13 protein-coding genes are annotated in these 17,055 nt (G+C 72.5%); 6 read left to right on the top strand and 7 right to left on the bottom strand.

The window, feature by feature from the left end; all coding sequences use genetic code 11:
- The 5 genes from ACRX5S_RS39325 to ACRX5S_RS39305 all read right to left on the bottom strand — a co-directional run.
- Positions 1-1,514, bottom strand: a 1,514-nt coding sequence (locus ACRX5S_RS39325) for a 3'-5' exonuclease (RefSeq protein ID WP_436778083.1), incomplete at its 3' end; no start/stop codon positions are given.
- 331 nt (positions 1,515-1,845) lie between these two features.
- A complete protein-coding gene (locus ACRX5S_RS39320; RefSeq protein WP_436778082.1) occupies positions 1,846-2,826 on the bottom strand; it encodes a DUF2510 domain-containing protein in 981 nt (326 codons plus the stop codon).
- Between the two features lie 111 nt (positions 2,827-2,937).
- Positions 2,938-3,657, bottom strand: a complete 720-nt coding sequence (locus ACRX5S_RS39315) for a ribonuclease HII (protein WP_436778086.1) — start codon at positions 3,655-3,657, stop codon at positions 2,938-2,940.
- A 464-nt stretch (positions 3,658-4,121) separates the two neighbouring features.
- Positions 4,122-5,681: a hypothetical protein gene (locus ACRX5S_RS39310; RefSeq protein WP_436778081.1), complete on the bottom strand. Its 1,560-nt coding sequence runs from the start codon at positions 5,679-5,681 to the stop codon at positions 4,122-4,124.
- Positions 5,682-6,229: 548 nt separating this feature from the next.
- Positions 6,230-6,778, bottom strand: coding sequence for a winged helix-turn-helix transcriptional regulator (locus tag ACRX5S_RS39305; protein WP_436778080.1), 549 nt, complete (start codon positions 6,776-6,778; stop codon positions 6,230-6,232).
- Between the two features lie 171 nt (positions 6,779-6,949).
- Between ACRX5S_RS39305 and ACRX5S_RS39300 the strand changes: the two genes are divergently transcribed.
- Together ACRX5S_RS39300 and ACRX5S_RS39295 are read left to right on the top strand one after the other, a co-directional pair.
- Positions 6,950-8,506 (top strand): MFS transporter, encoded by a 1,557-nt coding sequence (locus ACRX5S_RS39300; protein WP_436778079.1) that lies wholly within the window; start codon positions 6,950-6,952, stop codon positions 8,504-8,506.
- A gap of 318 nt (positions 8,507-8,824) precedes the next feature.
- The gene (locus ACRX5S_RS39295; protein WP_436778078.1) at positions 8,825-10,423 is read left to right on the top strand and encodes a hypothetical protein; all 1,599 of its coding nucleotides are present in this window, start codon (positions 8,825-8,827) and stop codon (positions 10,421-10,423) included.
- Between the two features lie 96 nt (positions 10,424-10,519).
- Here the strand turns inward: ACRX5S_RS39295 and ACRX5S_RS39290 are convergent, their stop codons facing one another.
- The gene (locus tag ACRX5S_RS39290) at positions 10,520-11,116 is read right to left on the bottom strand and encodes a TIGR00730 family Rossman fold protein (RefSeq protein WP_436778077.1); all 597 of its coding nucleotides are present in this window, start codon (positions 11,114-11,116) and stop codon (positions 10,520-10,522) included.
- 202 nt (positions 11,117-11,318) lie between these two features.
- Between ACRX5S_RS39290 and ACRX5S_RS39285 the strand changes: the two genes are divergently transcribed.
- From ACRX5S_RS39285 to ACRX5S_RS39270, 4 genes are all read left to right on the top strand, one after another.
- On the top strand, positions 11,319-11,882 hold the full coding sequence (locus ACRX5S_RS39285; protein WP_436778076.1) for a hypothetical protein: 564 nt from the start codon (positions 11,319-11,321) through the stop codon (positions 11,880-11,882).
- Positions 11,883-11,976: 94 nt separating this feature from the next.
- Complete coding sequence (locus ACRX5S_RS39280) at positions 11,977-13,575, top strand: hypothetical protein (RefSeq protein WP_436778075.1); 1,599 nt, start codon at positions 11,977-11,979, stop codon at positions 13,573-13,575.
- A 266-nt stretch (positions 13,576-13,841) separates the two neighbouring features.
- The gene (gene def, locus ACRX5S_RS39275) at positions 13,842-14,504 is read left to right on the top strand and encodes a peptide deformylase (RefSeq protein WP_436778074.1); all 663 of its coding nucleotides are present in this window, start codon (positions 13,842-13,844) and stop codon (positions 14,502-14,504) included.
- A 190-nt stretch (positions 14,505-14,694) separates the two neighbouring features.
- Positions 14,695-15,576, top strand: coding sequence for an LLM class flavin-dependent oxidoreductase (locus ACRX5S_RS39270; RefSeq protein ID WP_436778073.1), 882 nt, complete (start codon positions 14,695-14,697; stop codon positions 15,574-15,576).
- A 77-nt stretch (positions 15,577-15,653) separates the two neighbouring features.
- Here ACRX5S_RS39270 and ACRX5S_RS39265 read toward each other — a convergent pair whose 3' ends face one another.
- Positions 15,654-16,928, bottom strand: a complete 1,275-nt coding sequence (locus ACRX5S_RS39265; RefSeq protein ID WP_436778072.1) for an LAGLIDADG family homing endonuclease — start codon at positions 16,926-16,928, stop codon at positions 15,654-15,656.
- Between the last annotated feature and the right edge of the window lie 127 nt (positions 16,929-17,055).

The following is a 17,055-nucleotide window of genomic DNA, read 5'->3' as shown; positions in this document are numbered from 1 at the left end:
CCCGGGCCCGGCACCAGCGGCCCGGCCGTGTGCGGCGGCGTGTGGCCCGAACTCCCCGGCCGGGGCAGCAGGAACCCGCTGGTTGTGCGCGGCGGCCCTGTGACGGCCCCCTGGGCCCCTGAAGCCCCGGCGTACGCGAGCGCCCCGGCCGCCGCGACGCGCGACGCCGCGTCCGCCGCCGAGCCTCGCTCCCGTTCCAGGTCCGCAAGCAGCGCCAGGAACACCGGCTCGATGAGCACCCGGATGCCCCGCTGGCGCGCCCAGTACGTGCGATCTGACGACTCGTCAGGGTCCGCGACGACGAGCACATCCACGCGGTCGTGGATGCCCGACGCGAGTTCGAGACGGGCCCTGGCCAGGCGCTGCTCCAACTCGGAGCGCGTCACCGCCAAATACCCGTGGAACAGCACGTGCTGCCCCGGCAAAAGGGACCGGCCGCGCGCCAGGATCCGGGACGCGCCGTGCGCGGACGCCGTCTGGTCCGCGGCTGTGTCGCGGGCCATGCCGATGATGTCGTCGAGGGCGATCCGCGGGATGCCCAACTGCGCCGCGACGCGCGTCAGGTCCGCGCGCTCCTCGCGGTCGATGACCGGCCCGGCGGCGACCATGGAGGCCGCGAGCGTGGTGACGTACAGCCGGTCGAGGTCCTTGCGCTGGGCCTCGGAGATGCCCAGCGACACGGCCAGTTCGGCCAGGTCGGCGGCTTCCTCCGGGGTGATCACGCGGTCTTCGAGCGCCGCGTCGAGCACCGCCAGGTAGCTGTCGGGCCCCTCGCCCACACCTGTCGGCGGGCCGAACGCGCGGGCCTTCTCCAGGTACGAGACCGCCACCCTGCGCCGCGCCTGCTCGGCTTCCTCCCGCGCGCGGCGCGCCGCGTGTGCGTCGTCGCGCGTGTAGGGGCGCGGCTCCCCGGCCTTGCGGCGCGGCCAGTTGAGGGACGCCGCAACTGTGCGCGCCTGCTGCCAGTGCCGCGCCTCGCCCGCGCCCTGCTCCAGGTAGTACGACAGCAGCCGCGCGGCACCCATGGCCTTGGCCGCGGCGCCGTACCCCGAGTCGACCGGCACGGCCGCCGTCTCGCAGCACGCGATCAGCGAGAAGCGCGGCGCGTCCGGCACATACTCGGGCGCCTCGCGCATCGTGCACAGCATGGTCAGCGGGGGCACGGAGGGGTGCCTGCGGCGCTGGAACTCGCGCTCCAGGAAGCCGAGCTCGAAGCGGGCGTTGTGGGCGACGACGACGCGCTGCCGCAGCAGCCCGACCAGCCACGGGGCGATGTCGCCGAAGCCGGGCGCGTCGACGATGTCGTCGTCGAACAACCCGTGGGTCTGGAAGTCCCCGACCGGGCCGTCCGGATTGAGCAGCGTGGTGAAGAAGTCGGTCACCCGGCCGTCCGGGTCGCACAGCGCGACCGCGATCTCCACGATGCGGTGGCGGTGCGGCGACAGCCCGGTGGTCTCCACTCCCACCACGGCGTAGCCCGGACATTGCAGGCGGTCCCCAAGACGCACGGTCACCCCCCAATGGTGGTCTGCCGACCGGAGGGCGGTGCGGGGCACCCCCCGGCGGCGTGCNTCTCCACTCCCACCACGGCGTAGCCCGGACATTGCAGGCGGTCCCCAAGACGCACGGTCACCCCCCAATGGTGGTCTGCCGACCGGAGGGCGGTGCGGGGCACCCCCCGGCGGCGTGCGGGAATCCCGCGGGCCCCTCAGCCCAGGAAATTACCCGTTCGCGGCGGCCCGCACGCGGGCCGGAGCGGCGCGCGGGTGAAACCGAACCATACGCCGGTTCGCCCGCGCGCCGCCGAAGTGCGCGCCCGGGGACTGCCGTTTGCGCGGGCGGAGGTCAGGAGGCGCTGTCGGAGGGCACCGGCTGGCCGACCTTCGCGCCGTTCCTGATGGTGTCGAAGACGGCGCGGCCCGGTGCGTTGGGCAGGTCGTAGACGATCGTGCTGAGCACCGGGTACTCGCGGTCGACCGGTGCGTCGATGATGACGAACTGCGCGTAGACGATGCGGTCGGCCGGGTCGCGCACCTTGTACTCCAGGATGTGCGCTTCCTTGCCGTCGACCTTGGTGCGCTCGTTCTTCTCGGTGTTCTGGAGCTGGTACCCCTCGCCGTCGAGGCTTTCGTACTGCTCCTGCGTCTCGGTGATGGCCTTCTCGAAGGAGCTGGCCTCGGTGGTGTCGACGAACGACTCGCCGAGGAAGCAGTCGCCCGGCGCGTCCGAGGGCCCGTCGGACGGACCGCCCGAGGGGCCGCCGGACGCCGGGTTGCACGCCACGCGGTCCTTGCGCTGGTGGGTGGGCTCGCCCTGCGGCTTCGGGACGTCCCAGTCCTTGATGCGCGGCACCGAGACACCGGTGGACGGGTCGAGGAGCGTACCCGACGTCGCCGTCTTGCTGTCGTCACCGCCGCCGAGCAGCACGATCAGCGCCGCGACCAGGCCGCCGACCACGAGCACCGACACGATCGCGATGACCACGTTCCGGTTCCGCCGGTTCGGCGCGCCCTGCCCCTGGTAGGCGCCGTACGGCGGGTACGGCGTCTGCCCGGGCGCGGACAACTGCCCCGGGCCGTACATCTGCCCCGGCCCGGAATTCGGCCCCTGCCCGGGCCCCGAGCTGTGCATCTGTCCCGGTTGGAACTGATCCGAGGGGTAGCCGGCGGGCTGTTGGGCCGACGGGTGGCCGGGCGCGGGCGGGACACCGGGGGAACTGTCGGTGCGCGGGCGCGAGGATTCGGTCCATTGGGTGCCGTCCCACCAGCGCTCCATGCCGGATGCTGAGGGGTCGTCGTACCAGCCGGGAGGTATCGAGGCAGTCACGCGGGCAACTTACCGTCCGCTCCCGTGTCATGTGCGCCGTGCACGGAACCGTGATGGGACATCAACCAAACTGTCGCGAATGTCGCTGGAAATCCCGCGTCTGATGTCGCGTCAGAAGTCCAAGGCGGTCTGACCTGCGTCCTCCAGCACCGAGCGGACACGCTTCAGGTGCCGCCATTGCGGCAGGTTGTCGAGGTACGCCCACGACATGCGGTGGTACGGCGTGGGCCCCTGCTGCTCCAACGCCGCCTGGTGCACCGGCGACGGATACCCGGCATTGTCGCCGAACGCGAACTCCGGGTAGTCCAGCCCCAGTTCCGCCATCAGCCGGTCCCGGTACACCTTCGCCAGCACCGACGCAGCCGCGACACCGACGCACACGCGGTCGCCCTTGACGACAGTACGCACGCGCCACGGATCGCCGAGGAAGTCGTGGCTGCCGTCGAGCACAACCGCGTCGGGGCGTACCGGCAACGCCTCCAACGCGCGCACCGCGGCCAGCCGTAGTGCGGCGGTCATGCCGAGGGCGTCGATCTCCTCGTGCGACGCCGCGCCGAACGCGTGCGCGACGGTCCACTCCGCGACCAGCGGCGCCAACTCCTCGCGGCGCTGCGCGGTCAGCAGCTTCGAGTCCGTGAGCCCCTGCGGCGGTACGCCGAGCGCCGACACCGCCGCGCCCACGACCACCGGGCCCGCCCAGGCACCGCGTCCGACCTCGTCGACACCGGCGACCACGAGCGCGCCGGCTTCGCGCAACTCGCGCTCGACCGCGTCGGTGGGGCCGTCGGGGGCCTTCTTGGCGGCGGCCTTCTTCGTGGACGTCGCCCGCACGCCCGCCTTCTTCGCCGCGGTCTTCTTCGCGGCCGTCTTCTTGACGGCGGCCTTCTTGGCGGCTGCGGCAGCGCTCTTGGCGGTCTTGGCCGCCTTGCGGACAGGTGCCTGCTCGGCGGTCCCGGTCCCGGTCCCGGTCCGCGCGCCGGGCACGGCGACGGCCGCGTCGTCGGCGGCGTGCTCCGCCGCGGTGTCCTGGGTGCCGCCGATTGATGCGTCCACGGCAACTGCGTCCTCCGCAGCGCTGTCGGCGGGTGCGTCGACCGTCACGCGGGGCTGTTGCGGGATGCTCACGACTTCAGGCTATCCCTCTCGCGCGGCCGCGATGACCAGTCCCCGCGCCGCCGCCGCTGCGATCCGCCACCACGCGCAAGATCAACGGCACTTCATCCGCGCTCGATCGGCACTTGACCGGCGGCTTGATCGGCACTTGATCGGCACTTACTTGGCACTGCATCGGCAGGTCAGCGGTGCCCGACGGCGGTCTCGCGCTCCGACGCGGCGTGGAACGACGCCGGCATGCGGGCCTCGTGGTAGAGCGACACACCCGCGTCCGCGAGCGCGGAGCGCAGCTCGCGACCGCCCTCCGGGCCGGCGATCGCCCGCGCGGCCAGCCCGGCAAGATCGAGCGGCGCGCCGTCGTACGAGGTCACGCGGTCGTGGCCGGACCACGTCAAGTCCCAGCGCGCGCGGCCCGCGTCGACCCACGCGCAGCCGAGGAGCGCGGTGAGCGCGGAGACCACCGGGCTGTCCGGGCCGGTCTCCGCGGTGCCGCCCTCGGCGTGCTCGCGGGCCAGCTTGGCCCCCTGCCCCTCCACGAGCAGCGCCACCACGCCGCCGAGGGTGACCGGGAGTTCGGCCCCCGCACGCCGTGCGGCGGGTGCCAGGCGGGACGCACGGTACGCCGCCCGGTAGCCGCTCACCTGCCGGAGAAACGCCTCGCGGTCGAGCGACGTCATGCCGTCGAGCATCTCGAACGCGCCGCTCCCGGCGATGCCGTCGTCGTCCGTGGCGAGCAGGTACGCGTGCAGGTGCGACACCACCCGGCGCGGATCGTCGAGGCCGAGCGCCAAACCCTGCGCCCCGCCGCGCAGCGCGACGGTCCCCGGCAACGGGCGGGCCCGCAGCCGCTCGGCCCGCGTGACGAGGGTGCGCGGCGGCTCGTCGTCGGCGAGCTCGTCGAGCGCGGCGGCGCGGACCGGGTCGGCGAGCAGGGCCTTGAAGTCGCCGAGCGGATCGAGCGGCAGTACGCCGGTCGCCAGTCCGGCGTTCAGGTAGCCGCGCCGGTACCAGCCCCAGGCGACCCGCACGCGGCGCAGCGCGTCGAGGCCGTCGGCGATCGCGTCGGTGCCGTAGACGCCGGCCGCGAATCGGTCGGCGGTGCGCTCCTGGAGTTCCAGGACGGGGGCGCAAATCTCCTCGTAGCGGGCGGAGAAGCGCTGGGCCGCGTCCGCGAGTCCGCCGGCTCCGCGGGCGCGTGCGGCCTCCGCGAGACCGGCCACCATGTCGAGCCCGTGCAGCGCGAGTTGGTCGGGCAGCGGGGGCCGGCGGCGGCGCAGACCGCCGAGCGCGGACGCGACGACGGCGCGGAGCTGGGGCTCGGTCAGGCAGGTGGGGACCGCGGAACCGAGCACCAGGTGCTTGTGCAGCGTGATGCCGGGACGGCGGACCGCGCGGAGCCCGACGACGGTGCCGCCGGTCAGCACGATGCCGTCCGGCTCCGGAACCTGGAGTTCGCGCGCGGTCGCCCGTACGAGGGCCCACAACCGGGGCTGGTCGCGCGGCGTGACGGCGATCCCGGCGGGCAGGCGGCGCGGTCCGGCGAGTTCGAGGACCAGGGCGACCAGGGCGATCACCAGCTCGGCCACGATGACGGCCTCGCCGGAGGAGAACAGGTCGAAGCCGCGCACCATCATCCCGATGGCGAGGGCGACGACCACGAATGGCAGGGCTACCGCCACATACAGCGCGACCAGCACCCCGACCGCGGTGAACGCCCGCAGTCCCGCAGCCCTCACACCCACGTCCCCTCCGAACCCTCTCCACCCACACGCGCGATCGCGCGGGCAGCCGGTGCACACCCTATTGGCTCCAAGACGCGCCCGGGTGCTGACGTTGAGTCCACCTCGGCGCGCTTCGCACCGGACGCGGAACCCGCCGAGCGCGAGGGGCGCAACCGCATGTGAGCAGAAGGAGGCGCGGAGGACGAAGGCCAGGAGGGGCGGCGGGCCGCGGGCGCGAGGAAGACACGGGGCGAGGTGCAGGCGAGACGCCGGCTGGGGCCGCACGGACGCGCCCGAGGGCGCCCCGCGGGCGCCGACGGGCGCCGGCGGGCGGGAGCGCAGCAAGGTGTGGTGGGTGGGATCTTGCGGCCGAACACGCAGCGCGGGGCCGGTCAAACGGCGGCGCGGCCCGCACCGCAGACCGCACGCGGGCGCGGATGAGCGGGCCGGAATCGGCCGCGCGCGGGAGTCCTGGCGTCCACGGACCGGCGGCGCCGGAGCGGTGCCGTACAGGCGGGCACGAGTAGGTGTGTGCGGTTGGACCGAGCGCGGCGACGTTCCCTGACCGCTCAGGCGGGTTTGGGGGCCGCGGACAGGTCCAGCGGCTCCAGCAGGCGGTGGGGAGTGCGAAGGGCGAGGCTCACGGGGTCGGTCCGGGTCTGGGTCAGGATGCCGGGGCCGGGGCGCATTTCGAGTTCGTCGGCGGGGGCGACGCGGCGGCATGCGGGGCACTGGCCGGTGTTGTCGACGACGCGGTCGCACGGAATGTGGGCGAACTCGCGCAGTGCGCCCGCGGCGGAGGGAACGAATTCGAGGGCCCATTGGGCGAGTGCGAAGACCGCGGGCCAGAGGGCGCGGCCGGTGGCGGTCAGGTCGTACTCGTCGCGCGGTGGGGAGTCCTGGTAGCGGCGGCGTTCCAGGACGCCCGCCTCGACCAGGGCCGCGAGGCGCGCGGTGAGCACGGCGCGCGGGATGTCCAGGTGTGCCTGGAAGTCGCTGAAGCGGCGGACGCCGTAGAAGACGTCGCGGACCACGAGCAGCGTCCACCGCTCGCCGACCAGTTCGAGAGCGCGGGCGAGGGCGCACTGCTGTCCCGCGTAGTCCTTGCCGAGTGCCATGCGGACCAGCGTACGCCGCTTGGTTCATTCATTGAACTCTTACTGCTACAGTCGGTCCCGCCCGTTGGTTCGGTGAATGAACTGACATATCGGAGGCGGCCTCCGAGCGCGCCCGCACCGCGCCGCACGCCGCCCCGCACCCAAAGGCGCCATCACTCCGAGGGGACCCCCATGCCGCCGACCCGCGCGTCCTCAGCCGACCCGACAGAGACAGCGACCGAGACAGCGACCAAGGCAGAGACCGAGGCAGAGACAGCGACCGCCGCGGAAACACCGACCGCGCCGCCGACGTCCGGCCACGGCACCCGCGACAGGCCGCCCGAGCAGACGCACACGGCCGGGCACGCCCGTACCGCCTCCCCCGCCGTCACCCTCGCCGCAGTCGTGGCCGCGACCCTGCTGGTCCTGATGACCTACACGGCGCCCATCGCCGTGCTCCCCGACACCGTCCGCCACCTGCACTCCGGCGCGACCGGCCCCGCCTGGATCCTCAGCGGCATCAGCCTGGGCCTGTCCGCGTTCCAGCTCACCGCCGGGAGCCTCGCCGACATCCTCGGGCGACGCCGCGTCTTCATCGCGGGCGCGCTCGGCCTCGCGGCGGCGTCCGCCCTCACCGCGCTCGCGGGATCGCTGGCCCTGTTCGTCGTCGGACGCGTCCTGCAAGGCGTAGCCGGCGCCGCACTCCTGGCCGCCGGGCTCGGCCTCGTCGGGCACTCCTTCCCGGTCGGGCACGCCCGGGTACGTGCCACCGCATCCGTCGGCGCCGCCCTCGGCGCGGGCATCGCCATCGGCCCGCTGGCCGCCGCCGGCCTCACCCGCGCGGGCGGCTACGCCACCCCCTACTGGACGCAGACCGCGGCCGCCGTCGCCCTGGCCGCCGTCGCCGCGCTGCTGCTGACCGAGTCGCGCTCGCCCGTACGCCGGCGCCTCGACCCCGCGGGCGCCCTCACCCTCGGCGGCGGCATCGGCGCCCTCACCGCCGCCCTCGTCGAGGGACGCCAGGGCTGGGGCCGCCCCGTCGTCCTGGTCCTGCTCGCCGCGACCGCCGTGCTGCTGGCCGGGTACGTCGCCACCGCGCTGCGCGGCCGGGAGCCGATGATCGACGTACGCCTGCTGCGCCGCCCCGTCTTCGCGCTGTCCCTCCTCGGGTCCTTCATCACCGGACTCGCGGTCATCGCCGTCGGGTCCTACCTGCCCACCCTCTTCCAGGGCGTCATCGGCCTCAGCCCGCTGGCATCGGCCGGCGTCCTCGCCTTCTGGTCCGCGAGCTCGGTGCTGGCCTCCGTCGCCACCGGCCGCCTCACCGCGCACATGCCCGCACGCCGCCTCGTCGCCGTCGGGCTCGCGGTCATCGCCGCCGGATTCCTCGCCCTCGCCGGGATGGACACCGGCACCCCCTGGGCCCGCCTCGTGCCCGGCCTCGTCATCGCGGGGCTCGGCCTCGGCGTCCTCAACGCGGCCTCGGCCAGACTGTCCGTCGAGAGCGTCCCGCTCGACCGGGCGGCGATGGGCGCGGGCGCGGCCAACACCGCCCGCAACACCGGAGCGTCCGTCGGCGGCGCGATCGTCGTCGCGATCGTCCAGTCCGCGGACGGCGCGACCCCGGCCGACGCCCTCGCCGCCGGTGGCGACCGGGCGATCCTGGTCGGTGTCGTCCTCGCCCTGCTCGGCGCCGGTGCGGCGCTCCTGGTCCGCGACCGCACCGCGTCCGGCGAACCGAGGACGTGACGCTCCTCGCATCTTCCACCCCCGCCCGGCACCGCCGACCTCCCGAGGCGGACCCGCGTCGAACCGCCGAATCCCGCGCAATCCGCGGCCTCCCCGGCCCCGGCCGAACAACGCCCCCGACCCCCCGCATCCCTTTCGCGCCGCCGTGCCCCGTGCCCGGCGGCGCGCAGGGGTTCTTGCCGACACGGCCCTCAGCGGATACTGAACACACGAAATCCCTCCCGACAACACCGGGGAAAGCCGAGAAGACGACAAACACCGCAGCCCGACGCGCCCGCCCCAGGTGGCGGACGCCGCCGTCTGGAAGACTTCACCCACGTGACGACCGAAGCACCCGCGACGCCCGCGGCAGGCCTGCCCGGCCCGGCGCCCCGCGGCCGACTGCGCGCCGCCGCGATCGCGATAGCCGACCGGCCCTACGTGATCACCGCGGCGCTCATCGGCCTCATCATGGTGCTCGACCTGTCCGGACCCGACTGGCCCGCCGCGATCTTCCGCGCCAAGCTCGTCGAGGAGCACAACGCGCTCCTGTGGAACAACCAGTGGTACGGCGGCCACCTGCTCCCCGGCTACAGCGTCGTCACCCCGCTCCTGTCCCAGGGCATCGGCACCCACACCCTCACCGCGCTGTCCTGCATCGTGTCCGCGTGGGCCTGGTCGCGCCTGGATGTCGGCCGCAACGAACTCGCCCGGCGCGTCGGAAGCTGCTGGTTCGCCGTCATGGCGTCCGTCGACTACCTCATCGGCCGCACGCCCTTCGCCCTCGGCGTCGCCGCCGGACTCCTCGCCATCCTCGCGGCCCGCAACCAGCGCCTCTACTGGGCCGGCGCGGCAGCCCTGCTGTGCGGCCTCGCCAGCCCGCTCTCCGGCGCGTTCCTCCTGCTGATCGGCCTCGCCTGGGTCCCCCGGCAGAACGTCTGGCCCACCCGCTTCAGCCTCGGCCCCGCGGGCGTCGGCCTGCTCGTCTCACTCGCGTTCCCCAGCGAAGGCATGTTCCCGTTCCCGTGGTGGCGGTTCTGGCCGATCATCGCGCTGGCCGTCGTCGGCCTCTGGCTCATCCCCGCCTCACAGCGCAGCGCCCGGCGCTTCCTGGTGCTCTACGCCGCCTCCGCGATCGTCTTCTTCTTCCTCCCGACCACCCTCGGCGGCAACCTCGCCCGCCTCGGCGAGATGGTCGCCGGACCGATGATGGCGGTCGTGTTGCTCTCGCTCGGACGGCGGCGCCTGGTCATGCTGCTCGCCATCCCCCTGCTCGTCTGGGGCTTCCAGTCCGCGGCCATCGCCATCACCAACGACCGCGGGGACAGCCGCGGCGAGAAGGCCGAGTACTACGAAGGTCTGCTCACCTACCTGGAGACCGCCAACCAGCCGCTCGGCCGCATCGAGATCCCGTTCACCCGGGGCCACTGGGAGAGCGTCTACGTCGCCGACAAGATGCCTCTCGCCCGCGGCTGGGAACGCCAGCTCGACCGCGGCCGCAACGCCGTGCTCTACCAGGAGATCCTGACCGCCCCCGAGTACCGCGAGTGGATCGAGGAGACCGGCGTGCGCTTCGTCGCACTGCCGGACGTCCCCATCGACAAGTCCGCGAAGCCCGAAGTCGACCTCATCAAATCCGGCGTGCCCTGGCTCAAGCCCGTCTGGTCCGACAAGAACTGGCAGGTGTGGGAGGTCGAGAACCCCAAACCCCTGCTGGAGGGCCCCGGCGTGCTCACCAGCCTCACCCCGTCGGAGTTCAGCTTCCGGGCCGACGCCCCCGGCACCTTCACCGTGCGCATCCACCCCACGGACCTGTTCGTCGCCGACCGCAAGGGCGTCACCATAAAGGCGGACAAGAACGACGAGTGGACGACGATCCACGTCTCCACACCCGGGCCCGTCACCATCAAGGCCGACGAGTCCAAACTGCTGCCATGACCGGGCCGCTCGGCACCGCATACGCACGGCCGCTCGGCACCGCATACGCACGGCCGGGCGGCGCCTCCGGTACGGCCCGCCCCCGCGCGTACCGCGTCAGGGCTTGACCGGAACCGCCTGCGGATCCATGCCGCCCTCCCACTTCGGCGCGGGCGGCGACCACGCCTCACACGCCGCCAGCAACCCCTCGGCGTCGTGCGCGACGAGCAGCGTCCGTCGGTAGCGCGGCTTGATGAAGCCGCTCTCCACCATCGCGTCCAACGCGGCCGTCAGCGGGCCCCAGAACCCGTCCACGTCCAGCAGCGCCACCGGCTTCGCGTGGATCGCCAGGTGCTGCCACGTCCACACCTCGAAAAGCTCCTCCAGCGTGCCCGCACCGCCGGGCAGCGCCACGAACGCGTCCGACAACTCGGCCATCGCCGCCTTGCGCTCGTGCATCGTCTCGGTGACCTCAAGCCGCGTCAGCCCCAGATGCGCCACCTCACGCTCCACCAGCGACCGCGGGATCACCCCGATCACCTCGCCGCCCTCGGCCAGCGCGGCGTCAGCCACCGCACCCATCAGTCCGACATGGCCGCCGCCGAACACGACGCCCACGCCCGCCCGGGCCAGCGAACGGCCGAGCTCCGCCGCGGCCTCCCGGAAACGCGCACCCTCACCCGACGCCGAACCCGCGAACACGGCAATCCGCACCTGAGCCTCCTCAACTCCCCGCCCCCGCGACAAGATCGATCCTCATTGTCGCAATCACCGCCCGTCACCCGCCGACCAGGGCGTTGCCGCAGGCCACACCCGCACCCGCGGCACGACACCCCCACCCGGAACACCACAAAGCACCGGCCGATCACCCATCCGACATTGACGCGACGACCCCAACCCACGGCAGAATGCCCGCGTGCCCCCCACCGAACGCCCTGCCTCGGACATCCCGTTCGAGCGGCTGTTCCCGCAGCTCGACGACTCCGGCCGCGAACGCCTCACCGCCGCCGCGAGAGCCCTCGACCTGCGCCGGTCACTCGACGACCCGGCACGCTGGTTCTGGAACGAGCCCGACCCCGCCGAGCCGCAGCCCGAGCCCGAGGCGCATCCGCACGTCCTCGGCACCGCACTGCTGCTGTACGAGTCGGACGGCGACTGGCTCGAACTGGGCCTTGACGTCTGGCACCAGGAAGGACCACGCGTCAGCGTCACCGCCACCGTCGAAGTCGCCTGCTGGTGCGAGCTCGACCACAACATGCACGCCGTACAGCGCGCCGAATGGACCGCAGACGGCGGACAGGCCCTCGTCGAGGCCTTCAACGCCGCCGCGCTGTCCGTGATCCGCCGCATCGAAGGCCCGCGCGACCCACGCGACCTGCGCACCCGAGCCGGGCTCCCCAACCCGCCCGAACCCGTCCCCGATGCCGACGACGGCACCACGGTCGACGGCGGCATGGCACCCAGCCACCACACCCCCTGACGACGCGTCAGCACCAGCACACGCCGAGACGCGGCGCGCCCGCGCACGCCCCGCGCCGCATGGCAGCTCCCCGTTTCTGGAAGACTCGCCTCGCATGAGCAGCACCTCGGCGGCCCCACCGGCACCCGGAGCCCCCTCGCGCACCGTCGGCCACGCGAGCCTGCGGGCCACCGCCATCTTCCTCGGCGACCGCCCGTACCTCATCACCCTCGCCCTCGTCGGACTGCTCACCGCCACCGGCCTCTCGGGCCCCGACTGGCCCGCCCAGATGTTCCGCGCCTGGCTCGCCCGCGAACACGGCGCCGTCCTGTGGAACAACCAGTGGTACGGCGGCCACCTCCTCCCCGGCTACAGCGTCATCACCCCCGCCCTCGCCGGAGCCGTCGGCACACGCACCCTCACCGCGTTCTCCTGCGTCCTCGCCGCCTGGGCCTGGGGCCTCCTCCGCGTCGGCAAGCCCGGCCTGCCGCGGCGCATCGCCTCCATCTGGTTCGCCGCCATCATCAGCGTCGAATACCTCATCGGACGCACCCCCTTCGCCCTCGGCGTCGCCGCCGCGCTGCTGGCCTTCCTCGCCGCGCGCAACCACCGCCCCCTGCTCACCGCCTCCGCCGCCCTCCTGAGCGGCCTCGCCAGCCCGCTCGCCGGCGCCTTCCTGCTCATGGCCGCACTCGCCTGGGTCCCCGCCGAACGCGTCTGGGCCAACCGCCTGAGCTTCGCCCCCGCCGCGGCCGGACTCGTGCCCGCCCTCATCTTCCCCAGCACCGGCGACTTCGGATTCCCGCTCTGGCGGCTCGGCGCCATACTCGGCTTCGCCGCCGTCGGCCTCGTCCTGGTCCCCGCGAACCATCGCACCGCACGCCGCTTCCTGTGGCTCTACGCCGTCTCCGGAACGGTCCTCTACCTCATCCCCAGCGCCGTCGGCGGCAACGTCGCACGCCTCGGCGAGGTCATGGCCGGCCCCCTCGCCGCGGTCGTCCTGCTGTCCCTGGGCCGACGCCGCCTCGTCGCGCTGCTCGCCGTTCCGCTGCTCGCCTGGCAGCTCTCCTCCGCGAGCATCGCGGTCGCCCACGACTTCAAGGACAGCGCCGCCGACAACGACGCCTACTACACCGGCATGCTCGACTTCCTCGCCACCCACAACCAGCCCGTCGGACGCGTCGAGATCCCCTTCACCCGCGGCCACTGGGAAAGCGTCTACGTCGCCGAACACCAGCCCCTCGCGCGCGGCTGGGAACGCCAACTCGACCGCGGCCGCAACGAGGCGCTGTACGACCCCGACATGACACCCGAGCAATACCGCGCCTGGCTGCGCGAAACCGGTGTGCGATACGTCGCACTCCCCGACGTCCCGCTCGACCCCTCCGCCTACCGCGAAGCCGAGATCCTGCGCGCCGGAACCGGCTGGCTGCGCCCGGTCTGGTCCGACAAACACTGGCGCATCTGGGAGGTCGCCGACGCCGTACCGCTCCTGGAGGGCCCCGGCCGGCTCACCGAACTCGCCCCGACGAGCTTCACGTTCACCGCGGACCGGCCCGGCGCGTACACCGTCCGCATCCACTACACCGCGTGGTTCACCACCAACCGCCCCGGCACCCGGATCGCCGAGGCCGCGGACGGATGGACGAAGGTCACCGTCACCCACCCCGGGCCCGTGACCGTCACCGCGAAGGCCAGCGCGCTGCTCCCGTGACCGCGCGGCCGCGCACCACGTAACGCGCACGCGCGCACCGCGCACCGAACGCCTCCCGGACGCCCGGGCCTTCCCCGGCCCGCGGAAGCACACATGGTGGTCACCGCGGCCACACACGGTGACCCGCGGCCCGAGCCGGGATGTTAGTTTTTCCAGGCGCACCGGTGCGCCCGACGGCGCCCGGACCGGCCCGTACACCGTCCGCACCCCCGGTCCGACCGCCCGCACGCACGCCCCCCGACCCGCCACGGAAAGGCACAACCACGATGTCCGAGCCGCACAGCCACGCCAGCGACACCGAGGCCCGGATCTTCGTGCAAGGCCAGCCCGTCGACAACTACCCGGACTTCGCCCCCGAGGCGGCGCGCGGCGAGACCCTGCGCATCACCGTCGTCGGCGAAGAGGTCCTGCACCGCCCGTGCGCGGAGATCACCGAGTTCGGCACCCCCGAGCTCACCAAGCTCATCGACGACATGTTCCACACCATGTACGTCGCCGACGGCGTCGGGCTCGCCGCCAACCAGGTCGACGTCGGCATCCGCCTCTTCGTCTACGACTGCACCGACGAGGACGGCAACCGGCACGTCGGACACATCCTCAACCCCGTCCTCGACGAACTCCCCGCCGCCGACCGCCACCTCGACGAGGCCGGCGAGGGCTGCCTCTCGGTGCCCGGCCCCCACAAAGATCTCGCCCGCCCCGACCACGCCGTCGCACGCGGCGTCGACAGGGACGGCAACCCCGTCGTCGTCGAGGGCCACGGCTACTTCGCCCGCTGCCTCCAGCACGAGACCGACCACCTCAACGGCTACCTCTACATCGACCGCCTCTCCAAGCGCGACCGCAAGGACGCGCTCAAGAAGATGGAGTCGATGAAGGACGAGGTCTTCGCCCGCCGCGCCGAGAAGGCCGCCAAACTCGCCGGCTGACCCGGCCACCGGCCGTCCCGCGGACCATCCCGGGGGCGATCAGGCACAGGATCACGGCGGCCACAGGATCACGACGGCGCGTCCGGCGTGGGGACCGGGGGGACGCTCCCGCAGCCCGGGACCGTCAGTCCCTCGGTCCCCGCCACCATCACCATTGTTCTCGCAAGGCCGTTGGGGCAGCATCCGGCGGGTGGACATCGCCATGACACTCCCGACCATGCTCCCCCACGGCCGCGACGAGGTGTTGCGCTGGTGCCGCGGCATCGACGAAGGCCCGTGGTCCAGCCTCGCCGTCCCCGAACGCGTCGCCTACACCAGCCACTCCATGACCGTGCAGCTCGCCGCCGCGGCCGCGCTCACCGAGCGGGTGCGCCTGTGGACCACCATCGTGGTCCTCCCCTCGCACAACGCGGTACGCATGGCCAAGGACCTCGCCTCGGTCGACCGCCTCTCCGACGGCCGCCTCACCGTCGGCGTGGGCGTCGGCGGCCGCGAACAGGACTACCGCGCCGTCTCCGCACCCTTCACCCGCCGCTGGCAGCGCCTCGACGACCAGGTCGCCACCATGCGGGCCACGTGGGCCGGAACACCCCCCGAACCCGACCTCGACCCTGTCGGACCGCCCCCCGTCCAACCCGGCGGACCGCCCCTCGTCGCCGGGGCCATCGGCCCCAAGGCCACCGCCCGCGCCGCCCGTTGGGCCGCCGGAATCGACGACGGCACCGCCATCGCCAACCCCGACGGCGAAGCCCTCGCCGACGTCGCCGCGCGCGTCCGCACCACCTGGAGCGAAGCCGGCCGCACCGACGAACCCCACCTCTCCACCAGCATCTGGTACGCCCTCGGCGACGACGCCGAGACCCGCCTCCGCTCCTACGCCTTCGACTACCTCAAAATCTTCGGCCCCGAAATAGCCGAAGCCATAGCCGAATCCGCCACCGTCAACTCCCCCAAAGCCCTCCGCGCCGCCGTCGAAACCGTGAAGTCCGCCGGCTTCCACGAACTCTTCCTCGTCCCCACCACCACCAACCCCGAAGAACTCCTCCGCACCCGAGAAGCCCTCGGCATCTGACCCGTCAGGACAACCGCACTCGAAGCCCCAGAACGGCCCCGGCGCCAAACACTCCGGGGCCGACTGGGGCGGCGCCGTCATCCACCCAGCCGCTTCGCGCCTCGCTGTCCCGGGATGACGAAGCCACCGACCACGCAGTCGTCCCCCGACGCGGTCGACAACGCGAATACCGGTCGACGACCGAGATCCTCCGAGCCGACCACGCGCACCGCCGGATCCTTCCGGTAGAAGCGACTGCCGCTGAGGATCCCGTCGAGGCGCCCCTGCTTGCCAGGCAGCATGAATCCGATCGAATCCCGGAACTGCCGGATGCCGGTCCCGGTGATCCGCAAGTCGTAGGCGGGTCCGAGCGACCTGTACGTCATGGCTTGACCATCACGCTTACGCGTGTACTCAAAGGTCCGGTCAGCACTGTTGCTCGCGTAGATACGCCCTCTGACGCCGAAACAACTGCTCAGCAACTGCTGTACATCGAGCAGGAGTTCGCGTGAGGCGCTGCCCAGACCGACGTACCGTGTCTGGTTCGTCTCTTGGTTGACCACGCAGCCATCCGCGTCGAAAAGCCCCTGAAGGAATGCCGCCACCACCTCTGACGGCGCCTCGCAGATGGCCGAAGGGACCACCTTGAAGGCCGCGCGAGACTGTGAGACGCCAAGCGCACCGAGGAACGCGACAAATCCGCCACGCAAGAGTCGCAACTGGTAAGTCCCGTTCGCCTGTCGGCTCGGCTTTATCGGCCTCCCAGCAATTTTCTGGAGCAAAGCGTGGTGACTCGGCATTACAAAGCGCTGATCGCCCTGAGAGCCGTACACCGTGACCGCACCCGACCTGGTCAGACACCCGTCGCCGATCAACCAACCGACGTAGTGGCCCAGATTCGAGGTCCACAGATGTGGAAGGCGCAACGGGCGGCGCGACGGGACGCCTTGGGCGGCCATCTGCGCGCGCTGGAGAACCAGGCGGCCGTCGTTCGGCTCGCGCGGCACGATCCGATGGGCACGCTCGACGATGTCCTCACAGGTGAGGGCACTCAAGGGTGACCATCCCCGATTGCGCGTAAGTACGACCTGGCGCGAAGAACCGGCCACGACCGACCCATCCGAAAAGCGGACTGCAAGTGCTTGACGGAAACCGAGGGGACGGACGACAAGGCCGGTCAAGTGCGCTTCCTGCGACGTCGCGTCAGGCCTTCCGTCGCTTGCCACCCGGATGCGCAGGCCTTGCCGGATTCGCAGGAATGCAGATTCGGCCGAAATCAATCCATGATCAGTCGGGATCCTCTGGACGCCCGCGACTCCGCCGAGGGCTTCGCCAGGACCGCCGGATGTTTGCGTCTCGCGTGTGATGCTCATGCAGACAAGGGCACGCGAGCACACCGACACGATCATCGTACGATGCGCACTAAGTCCCTTATGGCCATAAAAGGTTCACTCGATTAGCCCAATTGCAGTGAGAGGGAGCCGACCCGCGGGTCGGCTC

It is taken from the genome of Yinghuangia sp. YIM S09857 (assembly GCF_051388915.1).
In the GTDB taxonomy this organism is placed as follows: Bacteria; Actinomycetota; Actinomycetes; order Streptomycetales; family Streptomycetaceae; genus Yinghuangia.
The sequence above is the reverse complement of the archived record's forward strand: the minus strand, read 5'-3'. Positions and strand labels throughout refer to the sequence as shown.

Excerpts from the sequence above, each read along its gene's own strand:
- ACRX5S_RS39305 (WP_436778080.1), bottom strand. The coding sequence starts at position 6,778 with ATGGCACTCGGCAAGGACTACGCGGGACAGCAGTGCGCCCTCGCCCGC.
- ACRX5S_RS39300 (WP_436778079.1), top strand. The coding sequence starts at position 6,950 with ATGCCGCCGACCCGCGCGTCCTCAGCCGACCCGACAGAGACAGCGACC.
- ACRX5S_RS39280 (WP_436778075.1), top strand. The coding sequence starts at position 11,977 with ATGAGCAGCACCTCGGCGGCCCCACCGGCACCCGGAGCCCCCTCGCGC.
- def (WP_436778074.1), top strand. The coding sequence starts at position 13,842 with ATGTCCGAGCCGCACAGCCACGCCAGCGACACCGAGGCCCGGATCTTC.
- ACRX5S_RS39265 (WP_436778072.1), bottom strand. The coding sequence starts at position 16,928 with ATGAGCATCACACGCGAGACGCAAACATCCGGCGGTCCTGGCGAAGCC.